Source organism: Serratia sp. AXJ-M, assembly GCF_046531865.1.
GTDB lineage: Bacteria > Pseudomonadota > Gammaproteobacteria > Enterobacterales > Enterobacteriaceae > Serratia > Serratia liquefaciens.
This window is the reverse complement of sequence record NZ_CP059394.1, coordinates 3538870-3553921: the sequence shown is the minus strand read 5'-3', so window position 1 is coordinate 3553921 and position 15052 is coordinate 3538870. Positions and strand designations below refer to the sequence as shown.

Sequence of the window (15052 nt, the reverse complement as noted above, 5' to 3'; positions counted from 1 at the left end):
TTATTGTTTCCTCAGGTTTGTTAAGGTGTCCGTGAGAGGTTGTGCTTTTTTATTTGAATTAATGGGTTTGACAAATAACGCTACGCTTAATGCGCCGAAAATACCTACGATACCGGCTAATACGAAGGCTGAAATAAAACTGCCACCGCTGTATTGAACAATAAAACCGGTCAGAATAGGGGCGATCATGCCTGAAGTATTCGCCAGCAGGTGAACAAAGCCGCCCACGCCACCCACTTTATCTGCGGAAATACTGTCGGAAATAATAGACCAGGGCGATGACGCTGCCAGATACATAAAGAATATGCCGAATGACATCATAATGACGGCAAAGGTCACGGAGTCTACGATCCCGGCAATACAGATGCATACAGACGAGGCAATTAAACCGACAACAATAAGCAGCTTTCTGGAAAAAAGTAATCTTCCGCTTTTCTTGTAAATATAATCGGAGACAGCGCCTCCCATGACCATGCCCACACTGCCAAGTAACCATGGGATCGAGGAGGCAATGCTCATTTCAGCAATGTTCAGCCCTTTTGCCATTGAGAGGTAGCTGGGAAACCAGGTCAGGAAGAAATAAAGAATATAGTTGATGGCAAAGAACGCCATGCCGGTCGCCAAAACCAGTGGCTGTGTCAGATAAAAGCGAAACGGCAGCTTGGTCTGGGTATCATGGTTTACCGGCGCATTGTGCAGAGCCGTTTCAAACTCTTCAATTTCAATAGGTTGGGTTTTCGGGTGATCTTTAGGGTGGTCAGTAAAGTTTTTCAGCCAGAAGAAGGTCCACACAAAGCCAAGTGACATGAGGATGATAAAGGCCACTCGCCAGTTCCACATAATGATCAGGAATCCAACGATGGGGCCCGCGATAGCCCCTCCAAGTGGGTTGCCTGCATTGGCAATACCAATGGCGCGTGCGCGCTGGTGAATCGGGATCCAGTGGGTGATGACCTTATTGATGTTGGTGCTGACCGGGCCTTCGCTCATCCCAAAAATGACTCTAATAATAAATAGGATGATGTAGCTGAAAGCGACCCCTGTCAGACCACAGAATAACGACCAGGTAAGCATGGCAATGGCCATCACTTTGCGCGGGCCGTAAATGTCAGACAGGTACCCCCCGACGAAGTTAAATAAGGCATAGCCGAAAAAGAAGCTGCTCAGCATTACACCAATTTCAGCAGGAGAGAGTTGTAGATAATCTTTTATATAGGGCATGGCAACAGAAAAGGCAGCCCGATCCAGGTAGTTAATAATGCTGGCTATAAACAAGAGTGTTATTATTTTATTTCTCTGTTTCATGATTGCATACTCATATTGTATGACTAAATATAAACCCACCTTGCCAATCAATATTATGGGCTTAGTGAAATTACATTACGCCAAAGGTTTCGAATGCCTCTACCGTGCTCATGCCATTGCCGATGGCCGTCCTGACGCGATTCTCTGTGGAGACTTTTTCTAATGCCAAACTAATGGCGTCACGTTCAACTTCTTGCGGGATGATTAATACACCATCGCGATCGCCATAGACGATATCGCCTGGGTGTACCCTTATTCCGTTAAATTCAATAGGAACGCGATAATCGATCACCTTTCCTCTGGGGCCTTGATCTTGTGCATAAGTGCCGTGCGAGAACGTGGGGAAATTTAATTCCAGAATTTCATTGCTGTCGCGTACATAACCATCAAGCACGGCGCCAGCCGCTTTCAGATGACGAGCCCGGGTTGACATCAGGCCGCCCCAAAGCGCGTAACGCAGAGAACTTCCCGTGGCGATGTACACCTCGTCTTCTTTCAACGAGTCCAGTGCTTCAAACATTAACCCAAAAGGCTGTTGGGTGATTTCGTTATGCCCAGAGCTGGATTTGAGCTCGTAGACATCGGCTTCGAGCACCGGCATCGCTCTGCCGGCAACCACCATATTCATCTGAAGCGGTTTAATGGAGGGGGCAAAAAACTGATGTAAAAATCCCATAGTATCAAGAATATCCCCCACAACGGCGGGGAACAGCTTGGTGCGCATCAGTTGGAACAGCTCTTTATCATTCGACCACATTTTTTTCTCCTGAAAAGACAATTTCTATTTGGCCTCAAGAGCAGGCACGGGTGTTTGCACAGGAAAAATTACGCGCAACCTATCAACCTGTCAAACAGGTTGATAGGGGTGATTTTATATATGATATTAAGCTCACATTTTTAGTAAAATGGCGGCGAGAACCGCCCGGAAGGGGCCGTTGATGGTGTTGAATTGTGGTGGTGGTCTGAGAGAAGAAAATATCGTGATGTTTTCTGCTTTGCTTTCATCTAGTTCATTTGAAGTTGTAAATTTTGGAGTCGTTTAAAATGGATACAAAGATGCCGATTCAGAGCCACACATTGTCCTCGCAAATCAAGCATTACGTGCTGGATATGATAAGCCAGCAACAGTTGACGCCGGGGATGGCGGTTCCAAGCGAAGTAAAATTAATTGAGGAACTGGGTGTCAGTCGAGGGGTGATCCGTGAGGCATACCGTTCGCTATCCGCTCTGGGTATTCTGGAGATAAAAAGCGGTAAAGTCCCGCGGGTGAAAGCGTTCGACAGCAGCGTGCTTGAGCTTATTTTTGGCTTTGCCATCGCTTCAAACCAGGTGTCGGTCTCCCAGATTTTGAGCGTGCGCCAGTGGCTTGAAATCGGCAGTGCCAGCATGGCGGCGACCAACGGCAATGAGGAGGATTTTCGCCAACTGCAAGATGAGATGAAGCAGATTGAGGCGTGCATCTTTGACGCTGAAAAATTTATTCAGCATGACATTAACTTCCATCTCATTATTGCCAGGGCATCTCGCAACCCTCTGTCCGGTATTTTATTGCAATCCCTGCATGAACAACTCAGACGTTCTATCCATGCCGGTCTCGAAGCGCAAAGTGGAACCGACGCCGAAAGAAAACAGATTGTCTCTTTGCATCAGGATATTTGCGATTGCGTTTGCGCCAAGGACGCGGAAGGAGCGATGAAAGCGATGACGAACCATTTTAATACGGCGGTCAACTCTTTGATTGAAAAGGGTGAGAAGGCCAATGACGGGGCCTGAAGAAGGGCATTTATTTTTGTGCGGCGAGCGCTTAAATACTCACCGCATTTGAGAGCGGCATCAGCCTTCGTGTTGAGTATGTACCATGTAGTTCACATCAACGTTGCCGCCCAGCTTGAAGTGGTCGGTGATCGGGTTGTAATGCAGGCCAATCATGTGTTTTTCGCGCAGCGGCGTGTGGTCGATCCAGCCGATCAGTTCAGAAGGGCGGATGAATTTCTTATGGTCGTGGGTACCCTGCGGGACCATCTTCAGAATATATTCCGCACCTATGACCGCCATCAGCCAGGCCTTGGTGTTGCGGTTGATGGTGGAGAAGAACACATGACCACCCGGTTTGACCAGGTGAGCGCAGGCGCGCACCACCGAAGCCGGATCGGGAACGTGCTCCAGCATTTCCATGCAGGTCACGACGTCGTATTTTTGTGGGTTGGCCTGGGCGTGGCTCTCTACCGTTTCCTGCACGTAATTCACATTCATGCCGGTTTCCAGCGCGTGTAATCGGGCCACTTGCAATGGCTCGGCGCCCATGTCCAAACCGGTCACTTTGGCACCTTCACGCGCCATGCTTTCCGCCAGAATGCCGCCACCGCAGCCCACGTCGAGGACGGTTTTATCAAAAATGCCGCCTGAACGTTGCAGGATATAATTCAGACGCAGCGGGTTGATACGGTGCAGCGGTTTGAACTCACCTTCCAAATCCCACCAGCGAGAGGCCACGGCCTCGAACTTGGCGATTTCCTGATGGTCTACGTTTTGCGCTTGGCTGGATGATTCTGCATTCATGGGCGTATTTGGCTCCTGGTTCTCGTTGCGCGGATTATACATGTTCCGGCGCAGCGCCGTCTGCGCCGATGCATTTTTAGCGCACATATATGCACAATTTCAGTGAATCGGCGGCGGTTATTTTCCCGTAAAGCGTGCTTTGTGATATAGTTTTACACCTTTGCCACTATGGCAGCGGGCAGATGAATCATTAGTAGAGGGATAGCAGCTCCATGAGCGACCTTGCCAGAGAAATCACACCGGTAAACATCGAAGACGAGTTGAAAAACTCGTATCTGGACTACGCGATGTCCGTAATTGTCGGACGTGCGCTGCCAGATGTTCGTGATGGACTGAAGCCGGTACACCGCCGCGTTTTGTACGCGATGAACGTACTGGGTAACGACTGGAATAAACCATACAAGAAATCGGCCCGTGTCGTCGGGGACGTCATCGGTAAATATCACCCACACGGTGACAGCGCGGTTTACGACACCATCGTGCGTATGGCTCAACCTTTCTCACTGCGCTATATGCTGGTGGACGGTCAGGGTAACTTCGGTTCCGTCGACGGCGACTCCGCCGCGGCAATGCGTTATACCGAAGTGCGCATGTCAAAAATTGCTCACGAACTGCTGGCGGATCTGGAAAAAGAAACCGTCGACTTCGTGCCTAACTACGATGGCACCGAGCAGATCCCAGCCGTCATGCCAACCAAGATCCCGAACCTGCTGGTTAACGGCTCGTCGGGTATTGCCGTGGGTATGGCCACCAACATTCCGCCGCATAACCTGTCAGAGGTTATCAACGGCTGTCTGGCCTATATCGATGATGAAAACATCAGCATCGAAGGCCTGATGGAACACATCCCGGGGCCGGACTTCCCGACGGCGGCGATCATCAACGGTCGCCGCGGTATCGAAGAGGCCTACCGCACCGGGCGCGGCAAAATCTATCTGCGCGCACGCGCTGAAGTGGAAGCCGATGCCAAGACCGGGCGCGAAACCATTATTGTTCACGAGATCCCGTATCAGGTGAACAAGGCGCGTCTGATCGAGAAGATCGCCGAGCTGGTGAAAGAAAAGCGCGTGGAAGGCATCAGCGCACTGCGCGACGAGTCCGACAAAGACGGTATGCGTATCGTGGTTGAGATCAAACGCGATGCGGTTGGCGAAGTGGTACTGAACAACCTGTACTCACTGACGCAATTGCAGGTCACCTTCGGCATCAACATGGTGGCATTGCACCAGGGCCAGCCTAAGTTGCTGAACCTGAAAGACATTTTGCAGGCGTTTGTTCGTCACCGCCGTGAAGTGGTCACCCGTCGTACCATCTTTGAACTGCGTAAAGCTCGCGATCGCGCCCACATTCTGGAAGCCTTAGCTATCGCTCTGGCCAACATCGATCCGATCATCGAACTGATCCGTCGTGCGCCAACCCCTGCGGAAGCGAAAGCCGGTTTGGTCGCTCAGGCGTGGGATCTGGGTAATGTAGGCGCCATGCTGGAACGCGCGGGTGATGACGCGGCTCGCCCTGAGTGGCTGGAGCCGGAGTTCGGTATCCGTGACGGCAAATATTACCTGACCGAGCAGCAAGCTCAGGCGATTTTGGATCTGCGCCTGCAGAAACTGACCGGCCTGGAGCATGAAAAGCTGCTGGACGAGTATAAAGAGCTGCTGACCGCCATTGCCGAGCTGATCTTTATTCTGGAAAACCCAGACCGCCTGATGGAAGTGATCCGCGAAGAGCTGGTCGCAATTAAAGAGCAGTACAACGACGGCCGCCGTACCGAGATCACCGCCAACACGTCCGATATCAATATCGAAGACCTGATCAACCAGGAAGACGTGGTAGTTACGCTGTCGCACCAGGGCTATGTGAAGTATCAGCCATTGAGCGACTATGAAGCGCAACGCCGCGGCGGTAAGGGCAAGTCTGCTGCACGTATTAAAGAAGAAGACTTTATCGATCGTCTGTTGGTGGCTAACACCCACGATACGATCCTGTGCTTCTCCAGCCGTGGCCGCCTGTACTGGATGAAGGTGTATCAACTGCCTGAAGCCAGCCGTGGCGCACGTGGTCGTCCAATCGTCAACTTGCTGCCACTGGAAGCCAATGAGCGTATCACCGCCATTCTGCCGGTGCGCGAGTATGAAGAAGGGCGTCATGTGTTCATGGCAACCGCCAGCGGCACCGTGAAGAAAACCGCGTTGACCGACTTTAGCCGTCCACGCAGCGCCGGCATCATCGCCGTTAACCTCAATGAGGGTGACGAGCTGATTGGTGTTGACCTGACCGACGGCAGTAACGAAGTCATGCTGTTCTCCGCCAACGGTAAAGTGGTTCGCTTCCCGGAAACGCAGGTGCGTTCAATGGGCCGTACGGCTACCGGCGTGCGCGGTATCAACCTGGGTGAAGGCGACAGCGTTATCTCCCTGATTGTGCCTCGCGGTGAAGGCGATATTCTGACCGTTACCCAGAACGGCTACGGTAAGCGTACTGCGGTCACCGAATACCCGACCAAATCACGTGCCACCCAAGGGGTTATCTCCATCAAGGTGAGTGAGCGTAATGGTCAGGTAGTGGGTGCGGTGCAGGTGGATACCACCGATCAGATCATGATGATCACCGATGCCGGTACGCTGGTGCGTACTCGCGTTTCGGAAGTCAGCGTGGTTGGCCGTAATACCCAGGGTGTTACGCTGATCCGTACTGCGGAAGATGAGAATGTCGTCGGCCTGCAGCGCGTTGCCGAACCGGTAGAGGACGAAGAGCTGGATAGTCTGGAAGCCGGCGCAGAAGCCGTAGAAGAAGACGCTACGCCGCTGGACGAAGGCGACGACGATTCTGAAGCGGTAGACGACGCGGAAGATGACAACGCCTAAGCCATAGGCGGCGACTAACGCCACTATTGCACTGAGAAATACAGGGCCTGGCAGCGATGCTAGGCCCTTTTTCAGTTATATGGTTTAATTAGCGAACTCAAGCCAACAGCTCCCGGCTCTGCTATAAACGCGCTGGTCACCACTCACATTTGTATGGTATCCGATTGAAATATTTAGCCTCTTTTCGCACCACGTTAAAGATTTCCCGCTATCTGTTCCGGGTGCTGGCGATAATGCTGTGGTCGTTGGGGGCGTTGCTCACCACTTTCTATATCCTGAATATCCTGCATCAGAAAGAGTCTGACATTCGGCAGGACTACAATCTGAATTTTGATCAGGCGCAGGGCTACATCCGCCATTCGGCCGATATCATTCGTGATATCAAATATATGGCAGAAAACCGTCTCAATGGCTCGGTCAGCAGCCTGGACATGTTCAGCGGCATCTTTCCTGGCAAGAGCAGCCCGCCAGAGTTTTTCCCGCTCTATCCGGAGTCCAACTGTTCGCTTAATAGCACTTACCGCAGCTCGCTCAATTCGCTGAGCGGGTTGATCCAGTATTGGAAAGAGAATTTTGTCGCGGCCTACGATCTCAACCGGGTGTTTTTTATCGGCGGGGATAGCCTGTGCATGGCTGAGTTCGGCGGCAGCAGCGGCGTAGCCAACCGCTCAGATGCGCTGAAAACGCTGCATGAGCGCATCCTTAAATATCGCAACGCCAAGAACCAGGATAAAGACAATAACCTGTATTGGATCAGCCCAAGCCAGCAGCGGCCGGATGTCGGCTATCTGTATGTACTGACGCCAATCTATATTGGCTCCAAGCTGGAAGCGTTGCTGGGCATTGAGCAGACTATACGTCTGGAAGACTTCGTGACTACCGGCAACCTGCCGATCGCCGTCACCCTGCTGGATGAGAACAACGAACCGATACTGCAGCTGGCGGATGGTGAGCGCAATGCGCAAGCGCCCGACAGTTATCCGCTGGAACAAGCCTACTTTGGTTACGTCGATAATTACCGCGATCTCATCATGAAAAAGGCGTTGCCGCCATCCTCGCTCAGCATCGTGTATGCGGTGCCGGTGAAGACGGTGGTTGAGCGCTTCAAAATGCTGATCCTCAATGCGGTGCTGCTGAATCTGCTGTCCGCCATCGTGCTATTCAGCCTGGCCTGGCTGTTTGAACGCAAAATGTTCCTGCCGGCAGAGGATAACGCCTTCCGGCTGGAAGAACATGAGCAGTTTAACCGTAAAATTGTCGCCTCGGCGCCGGTGGGCATCTGTATTCTGCGCATCAGCGACGGCACCAATATCCTCAGTAACGAACTGGCGCACAATTACATCAACTTACTGACCCACGAAGACCGTGACCGCATTACGCGCATCATCTGCGAACAGCAGGTGAATTTTGTAGATGTGATGACCAGCAATAACAATAACCTGCAGATCAGCTTCGTTCATTCTCGCTATCGTAATGAGGATGTGGCGATTTGTGTGCTGGTGGATGTCAGCGCCCGCGTGAAAATGGAAGAATCGCTGCAAGAGATGGCCGCCGCCGCGGAACAGGCCAGCCAATCGAAATCGATGTTCCTGGCGACCGTTAGCCATGAGCTGCGTACGCCGCTGTACGGCATTATCGGCAACCTCGATTTGCTGCAGACCAAGGCGTTACCGCAGGGCGTTGATCGACTGGTCAATGCGATGAACAACTCTTCCGGGCTGCTGCTGAAGATCATCAGCGATATTCTGGACTTCTCGAAAATTGAATCCGAGCAGTTGAAGATTGAACCGCGGGAGTTCTCCTGTCTGGAGGTGATTACCCACATCGCCGGCAACTACTTACCGCTGGTGGTGAAGAAGCGGTTGGGGCTGTACTGCTTTATCGAGCAAAACGTGCCTGAGCGCATTTCCGGCGATCCGGTACGGTTGCAGCAGGTGTTGTCCAACTTGTTGAACAACGCCATTAAGTTCACCGATACCGGCTGCATCATCCTGCAGGTCTGCACCCGCGGCAATTATCTGGAATTCAGCGTTCGTGACACCGGCGTTGGTATCCCGGAGAAAGAAATTACCCGCCTGTTCGACCCGTTCTTCCAGGTGGGCAGCGGTGTGCAGCGCCATTTCCAGGGTACCGGGCTGGGGCTGGCGATTTGCGAGAAGCTGATCAACATGATGGACGGCGACATTGCCGTTGAATCCGAACCGGGATTAGGCAGCCTGTTCACCATCCGTATTCCTCTGTTTAGCGCCCAGTTCCCGATCCCGCAGCCGAGCGATACTTGGCAGGGCAAAACGCTGTGGCTGGATATTCGCAACCAGCGGCTGGAAAGTTATCTGATGGAAATCCTGGGCGGTTATGGTGCGACGGTATTACGCCATCAGGGGCAGGACACCGCCGAAGGCGAAGTGATGCTCAGCGATCACCCGTTGATGATTAGCACGCCGCTGCTGGCGCAGATCCAATTTTCCATTGAACACATCGGCCCGTCGCAGGAAACGCGCCCGGGTTACTGGATGCACAGCACCTCTACGCCGCGTGAAACCCTGGTGCTGCTTAACCGGCTGTTTGGCACTCAAGCTGAAAGCGGCAATACCCTGGCACAATTGCCGGTGCCGGCCAAGGCCAGCTTGATCGACAACGGTGATATTCATTTACTGGTGGTGGACGACCATCCGATCAACCGTCGGTTGCTGTCCGATCAGCTTAGCTCGCTGGGCTACCAGGTGGTGACGGCCAATGATGGGGTCGATGCGTTGGATGTACTCAGTCGTAACACCGTCGACATCGTACTGACCGACGTCAATATGCCGAACATGGATGGCTATCACCTGACTCAGCGCCTGCGTGAAATGCAGTTTACTTCCCCGGTGATCGGCGTCACGGCGAATGCCTTGGCTGAAGAGAAGCAGCGTTGTATTGAGGCCGGCATGGATAATTGCCTGTCGAAACCGGTGACGCTGGAAACGCTGGAACAAACATTGGCGTTTTACAGCCAGCAGGTGCGCTATGTGCGCGCCGAGTCTGAAGAGGCCTAAAAGCAAAAGGGCGCAGCAAAATGCCGCGCCCTTGTTAACTACCGAGTTGTTTATTCTTTGTCCAGCGGTGCCATGCTGACGGAAGAGAGGTAGTTGAGCAGCGCAATATCGTTCTCGACACCCAGCTTCATCATCGCCGATTTCTTCTGGCTGCTGATGGTTTTGATGCTGCGGTTGAGTTTCTTGGCGATTTCGGTCACCAGGAAACCTTCGGCGAACAGACGCAGTACTTCGCTCTCTTTTGGCGACAGGCGTTTGTCACCGTAGCCGCTGGCGCTGATCCTCTCCAACAGCTTGGAGACGCTTTCCGGCGTGAACTTCTTGCCTTTTTGCAGTGCGGCCAGCGCTTTCGGCAGGTCGGTAGGCGCGCCCTGTTTCAGTACGATACCTTCGATATCCAGATCCAACACGGCGCTCAGAATGGCCGGGTTGTTGTTCATGGTCAGAACGATGATCGACAACTGCGGATAATGGCGTTTGATGTATTTGATCAGCGTAATGCCGTCGCCATATTTATCGCCCGGCATTGAAAGGTCGGTGATCAGTACGTTGGCGTCCAGCTTGGACAGATTGTTGATCAGTGCTGTTGAGTCTTCAAACTCCCCAACGACATTCACCCATTCAATTTGCTCAAGTGACTTCCGGATGCCAAACAGTACGATAGGATGGTCATCAGCAATAATTACGTTCAGGTTATTCATGTTGTTGGCTACCTTGCTCCAGCAGTCTGCTGACGAAAAAATCAATCTGACTGATGTTATTCTCGATCTTGAGCGCATCACCGTCTGCGATGTGCTGTTCTAACGATTCACACAGTTGCTTGCCGGGAAGCAGATTTAACATGGCAAACACGCCTTTCAGGCGGTGTGCTGTCTGTGACAGAGCATTGAAATCACTGCTGCCCGCCTCAGTATACAGTTTTTTGATATCGTCGGGTACTGTATCAACAAACAGGCCATAGTAATCACTTGATTTCAATTGTTTTTCATAGAGTTGGATATCATCGGCGGTCAGCGAAAGCGGACTTTCCGGCTGTTCCAACGCGGCCATTTGCTGCTCAATCAGCATCAGCACGGCGTCTATCATTGCGCCACTCAGGTTATAGTTTACCCGAATATACCGTTTTTCAAGCTGTTGCCATCCGGCCTCATCGCTGGTCAGCAGCAGGGTATAATCGTCAGCCCTTTGCGGGTTGTCGGTCAGTAGAACGTCGTAGTCGCGGTTAATCTGGCGTTCATCGGCAATGATGCAGCTCGCGCCATAGGCGTGCAGCAAGTGGGTAACAATGCCGCGCACTTCTTCGGACGTGATGTCCAACAGGGCGGTTACGCCATCGAGCAGTTTTTCCTGCGCTTCCGTCTCCTTTTTCTCCATTTCCATCGGTACGCGAATGGTGTAGCGGGTGCCGATGTCGACCTTGCTGCGAATATCCAACTGGCCGTTGAGTTTTTTGCATAGCTGGTTGCACAAGAAGAAGGTCAGGCCGGAACCATGATTAAAACGATCCACCAGCGTTTGGCTGAGGAACGGATAGTTGAGGTTACTGATTTCCTCGTTGGAAATACCCGAGCCGGTATCATTGATGTGGAACACCAGGCGATCGGGGTGCTCGGGTTCATGATCAACCACCAGCGAAATCTTGCCGCAGGCGGTAGTGATAATCGCGTAATGCACCAGCAGCGAGATCACCTTGCGTAGCGCGTTAGCGTCACCGATATATTGCTGCTCGACATCAAGCTGGAAATGATTGAACAGCGACAGTCCTTTTTGATTGATGGAAGGCAGGGCTTCACGCAGTAATTCATCTATCAGGGCCAAAGGGCTGAACGGGTGGCGCGAAGGTTGCCAGTCCTGAGTTTCCAGCCGGGTGAGCAGGGTGATGTTTTCAATCAAGCCCAGCACCGAGGATGACTGTGTGGTCAACTCTGTTAGCAGCGCTTGCTGTTGTTCTTCATCCGGTTGCGTACGCAGGCGCTCGGCCAGATCGTGCATTTGGCGCACCGGTTGGTTCAGTTCGATCCCCAGATTGTGCAGCATCAGTTTGCGTGCCTGTACATTTTTGTCGTACTCGCGCTGTGCCTGCTGCAACCGCTTGTTGACCATGACTTCCTTGTCCTGATCGTTTAACAGGAACAGGTAAGTTTCCGCTGAGAGCTGGCTGCGGAAAATGCGAATTTCATACACCTCATTGTTGACCGTCGCTTGAATCACCCCGTGGTGCTGTTCGGCCATATGAGCGATTTTTTGTAGGCTGAGGTGAGGCAGCAGATGTTGGGCAATCTTATTGCTGGCGATCACCGTATTGCTGGCAAAGTTGTACACCAGCAGGCCGGAAGGCAGGCTGGCGATAATCTCTTGATTCAGCGCGCGTTCGGCCTCCAGTTCAACCGCCATGTTCTCGCTAGGGCGAATGTATTGTCGACGAATAAAGTAAATGCCTGCCAGCGACAGCGCCAACAGCAGCAAATTGATGGCAATCAGCCAAATATTGTTACGCAGCAGATCTATGGTCAGGCTGATGGCGGAGACGCGGTAAACCACTTTCAGCGGTGCGTTGGGCAGGGAAGCGCTGAATTCCACCCAGTTGCCGCTCATCGTTATACCGGCGTTGGTGGTGCCTTCAATCGGCAGAGTTCCATCGTCCAGATTGGTGTTATCGGGCAGCAGCATAAAGTTGGCACGCGCCATATTAATCGGGATGATATCGTTAATCGGCAAATCGAAGGCGATCACCGTGGCCAAATGCCCCGGTTGATTGAAGGTCGTACGGATTGAAAACGAATAGGCGTTTTGGAAACGTTGCTTGCGTAAGGCGGAAAAGCTTTCGCGCTCGTCGAGCATGTTCGCCTGTTGCAGCATTTCGGCGCGACGATCTTCCGCCGACGTCGTCAGGTAGTTTTCCTTGAAGCGAGAGGCCAACTCTTTTAACGGCTGAGTGGTGATCAGACTCAGGCTGTTGTCCTGACCATTAAGGTAATACATGGCGTAATTTTCGGTCTTGGCACCCCAGCGGGCATCCAGATAGTCTGAAATATTGGCGATCATCGCCAATGTCCCTTCTTCATGGCTGCCAAAAATGACCGCGTCGGTTTTCTTATGCGGTTTTTCCAGGTAGTAAACGTCCGGCCGCAGTCGGGTTTCCTGCAGGCTGGGATCGACGTTCAGGGAGGCCGCATTGCCGAATTTATCGTAGATCTGATAGGTGACGTAGCGATAGTTGTCGATGCGCTTTTGCAGCCCATTGGCGATGCTGTTCAGCGCATATTTTTTCTCCGCCAGCCAGGCGTTGGTATAGTTGTAGCCGTACAGGCCAATGGCAATCGTCAGCAGCACGGCAAATAGCAGGAAGCAACGGGTAATATTGCTTGAGCTAATGGTCAGTTGTTTGTTTTGCATAGTTGACTGCGCATTCCTGAATCAACGGGTTATCGCCCGGGCGCTGGCGGTAACAGCCAGCAGTAAGACGGCAACGCAGGCAAAGGCGACCGTCAGGCTGGAGAACTGGGCGATAAAGCCGATTAACGCCGGCCCGGCGAGAATACCGGCATAGCCTACGGTAGTCACTGAGGCGATAGCCAGATTGGCCGGCATATCATGTTGATTGCCTGCGGCACTGAACAGGATCGGCACCACGTTAGAGGCACCCAACCCTACCAGCATAAACCCGATCAACGAGACCATGGCATTATCGAACACAATCGCCATGCTCAGACCGATAGCGGCACACAGGCTGCCGAGCAGCAAGACCTTATATCTGCCCAGGGCGTTGACGATGCGGTCACCGTTCAACCTGCCGAGGGTCATGGTGATGGAGAACAACGCATAGCCTAATCCGGCCTGGCTGTGGTCAACCCCACGCAGGGTAGTGAGGAACAGGGCGCTCCAGTCGAGCATCGACCCTTCCGCCAGGAACATGATAAAGCACAGAATGCCGATAAACATCACCCAACCGCGTGGCACGACGAACATCGGTCCACCTTCTTCACCGCCGCTTTCGCGCAGCAAATTGCGGCTGGCTACGGTTAGCAACGCCGCGATGGTCAATACGGTGACACAGGTCGCCAACAGAGGGGAGAGTCCCAGCCACAACATGATGCTAACGCCCCCGGCGCCGGCAATGCCGCCAACGCTGAAGAAACCATGAAAGCCCGACATCATTGCCTTGCCGCTGGCACGCTCGACCACCACGGCCTGTATATTCATTGCCACATCGATCATGCCAATTGCTGCGCCAAACAGCAGCAGTGCCAACGCCATGCCCAGGGTGGTATTCATCAGCACCAGCAGCGGTAAATCGATGCACAGCGCCAAACCAGCAAGCAAGATCACCGGCCGACAGCCCAATCTGCCGGTCAGAAAACCGGTGAGCGGCATCGCCAGCATCGAACCCGCACCAATGCACAGCAGCAACAGACCGAGAGAGCCATCATCAATGCCGATGCGCGCTTTGGCGAAGGGAACCAGGGGCGCCCAGGCGGCCATGCCGAACCCGGCGACAAAAAAGGCCAGCCGCGTGGCGATCTGAGCCGGTACCCCGGGTTTTTGCTGTTCATTGCATAAGGTGGATGTCATGTGGGCTTTGGGATCTATTGTGGAAGAGGGACTGAAAGTTATGGAATGTTTTTATCACAATCCGCGATCCGGGTCGAAAGGAATTGCGCCGTCATTGGCCTTCGGTGCTGCGCGACGTTCCAGCCACAGGCCAATGACCTGCACAATATACTGCTTTTGCTGTTCGCTAAGTGCTTGCCCTTGCGGAATGTTATGCCACTTGGCCAGGCAACCACGACAACAGGTCGCGGTGGCGTGCTGGGCGACAAACACCGGATGGCCGCGCATGGGGGTCTGCTTGCCGTCATTGTTCGGAAAAGGCGCAGCCAACCGTTGATCGATAAAATCTCGTGCATGGCTGAGGATCAGCGGCAAGCCTTTGGTTTCAAAATAAAGCTGGTCTTTGGGATTCAGACGAAATTTGGCGCGGAAAGGGGAGCTTTGTAGCCGACGCCATAGCGCTTCGGGTTGAAATAGCATGGTTCATCTTCTTCGGGGCATTTTGTGCAGGTTATCAAAATAGCAACCGTGCGACCAATGTTGTTGGTTCAAAACCCTGCAGCACGAAGCGAAAGTTATTTAAGCAATAAAATGCTTTCCAAATTAGTGCGCTTAATAAGTAGTCTAAAACAGAAGAAAAGATTAGCTATTAGTGCGGAAGTTAATTGGGGGGATAATATCTTCAAGTGATTATTTTTTGGCATAAAGTGCGAATTAAGATGAAATGTGAGCTAAGTA

At 52.6% G+C, this 15052-nt stretch carries 10 protein-coding genes; 3 read left to right on the top strand and 7 right to left on the bottom strand.

Annotated elements, in window-relative coordinates; translation table 11 throughout:
- Nucleotides 1-1305, bottom strand: a complete 1305-nt coding sequence (locus tag H0S68_RS16660; protein ID WP_104410954.1) for an MFS transporter — start codon at nucleotides 1303-1305, stop codon at nucleotides 1-3.
- A gap of 70 nt (nucleotides 1306-1375) precedes the next feature.
- Nucleotides 1376-2062 (bottom strand): RraA family protein, encoded by a 687-nt coding sequence (locus tag H0S68_RS16655; protein ID WP_128864601.1) that lies wholly within the window; start codon nucleotides 2060-2062, stop codon nucleotides 1376-1378.
- 287 nt (nucleotides 2063-2349) lie between these two features.
- On the opposite strand from H0S68_RS16655, the gene H0S68_RS16650 reads away from it, so the two are divergent.
- Nucleotides 2350-3078, top strand: coding sequence for a FadR/GntR family transcriptional regulator (locus tag H0S68_RS16650; protein WP_130016471.1), 729 nt, complete (start codon nucleotides 2350-2352; stop codon nucleotides 3076-3078).
- Between the two features lie 60 nt (nucleotides 3079-3138).
- Here the strand turns inward: H0S68_RS16650 and ubiG are convergent, their stop codons facing one another.
- Entirely contained in the window at nucleotides 3139-3864 is a 726-nt protein-coding gene (gene ubiG / locus H0S68_RS16645) for a bifunctional 2-polyprenyl-6-hydroxyphenol methylase/3-demethylubiquinol 3-O-methyltransferase UbiG (RefSeq protein WP_115058429.1), read from the bottom strand.
- Between the two features lie 212 nt (nucleotides 3865-4076).
- On the opposite strand from ubiG, the gene gyrA reads away from it, so the two are divergent.
- Both gyrA and rcsC read left to right on the top strand, forming a co-directional pair.
- Nucleotides 4077-6728, top strand: coding sequence for a DNA topoisomerase (ATP-hydrolyzing) subunit A (gene gyrA, locus H0S68_RS16640; protein WP_122079889.1), 2652 nt, complete (start codon nucleotides 4077-4079; stop codon nucleotides 6726-6728).
- A gap of 164 nt (nucleotides 6729-6892) precedes the next feature.
- A complete protein-coding gene (rcsC, locus tag H0S68_RS16635) occupies nucleotides 6893-9763 on the top strand; it encodes a two-component system sensor histidine kinase RcsC (protein ID WP_410528858.1) in 2871 nt (956 codons plus the stop codon).
- 50 nt (nucleotides 9764-9813) lie between these two features.
- On the opposite strand, the gene rcsB is transcribed toward rcsC, so the two are convergent.
- The 4 genes from rcsB to H0S68_RS16615 are packed head-to-tail and all read right to left on the bottom strand — an operon-like array spanning nucleotide 9814 to nucleotide 14794.
- Nucleotides 9814-10464 (bottom strand): response regulator transcription factor RcsB, encoded by a 651-nt coding sequence (gene rcsB / locus H0S68_RS16630; protein ID WP_004947156.1) that lies wholly within the window; start codon nucleotides 10462-10464, stop codon nucleotides 9814-9816.
- Nucleotides 10457-13159 carry a phosphotransferase RcsD gene (rcsD, locus tag H0S68_RS16625; protein WP_410528857.1) on the bottom strand — a complete coding sequence of 901 codons (2703 nt, stop codon included), beginning with the start codon at nucleotides 13157-13159 and terminating at the stop codon, nucleotides 10457-10459. Before rcsD ends, rcsB begins: the two co-directional genes overlap by 8 nt.
- Nucleotides 13160-13180: 21 nt before the next feature.
- Nucleotides 13181-14335 carry an MFS transporter gene (locus H0S68_RS16620; protein ID WP_122079886.1) on the bottom strand — a complete coding sequence of 385 codons (1155 nt, stop codon included), beginning with the start codon at nucleotides 14333-14335 and terminating at the stop codon, nucleotides 13181-13183.
- 54 nt (nucleotides 14336-14389) lie between these two features.
- A complete protein-coding gene (locus H0S68_RS16615; protein ID WP_122079885.1) occupies nucleotides 14390-14794 on the bottom strand; it encodes a DUF4186 domain-containing protein in 405 nt (134 codons plus the stop codon).
- Between the last annotated feature and the right edge of the window lie 258 nt (nucleotides 14795-15052).

What these genes read in the sequence shown, in the direction of transcription:
- H0S68_RS16615 (WP_122079885.1), bottom strand. Translation starts at nt 14,794, where the DNA reads ATGCTATTTCAACCCGAAGCGCTATGGCGTCGGCTACAAAGCTCCCCT.
- ubiG (WP_115058429.1), bottom strand. Translation starts at nt 3,864, where the DNA reads ATGAATGCAGAATCATCCAGCCAAGCGCAAAACGTAGACCATCAGGAA.
- H0S68_RS16655 (WP_128864601.1), bottom strand. Translation starts at nt 2,062, where the DNA reads ATGTGGTCGAATGATAAAGAGCTGTTCCAACTGATGCGCACCAAGCTG.
- H0S68_RS16660 (WP_104410954.1), bottom strand. Translation starts at nt 1,305, where the DNA reads ATGAAACAGAGAAATAAAATAATAACACTCTTGTTTATAGCCAGCATT.
- gyrA (WP_122079889.1), top strand. Translation starts at nt 4,077, where the DNA reads ATGAGCGACCTTGCCAGAGAAATCACACCGGTAAACATCGAAGACGAG.
- rcsD (WP_410528857.1), bottom strand. Translation starts at nt 13,159, where the DNA reads ATGCAAAACAAACAACTGACCATTAGCTCAAGCAATATTACCCGTTGC.
- H0S68_RS16620 (WP_122079886.1), bottom strand. Translation starts at nt 14,335, where the DNA reads ATGACATCCACCTTATGCAATGAACAGCAAAAACCCGGGGTACCGGCT.
- H0S68_RS16650 (WP_130016471.1), top strand. Translation starts at nt 2,350, where the DNA reads ATGGATACAAAGATGCCGATTCAGAGCCACACATTGTCCTCGCAAATC.
- rcsB (WP_004947156.1), bottom strand. Translation starts at nt 10,464, where the DNA reads ATGAATAACCTGAACGTAATTATTGCTGATGACCATCCTATCGTACTG.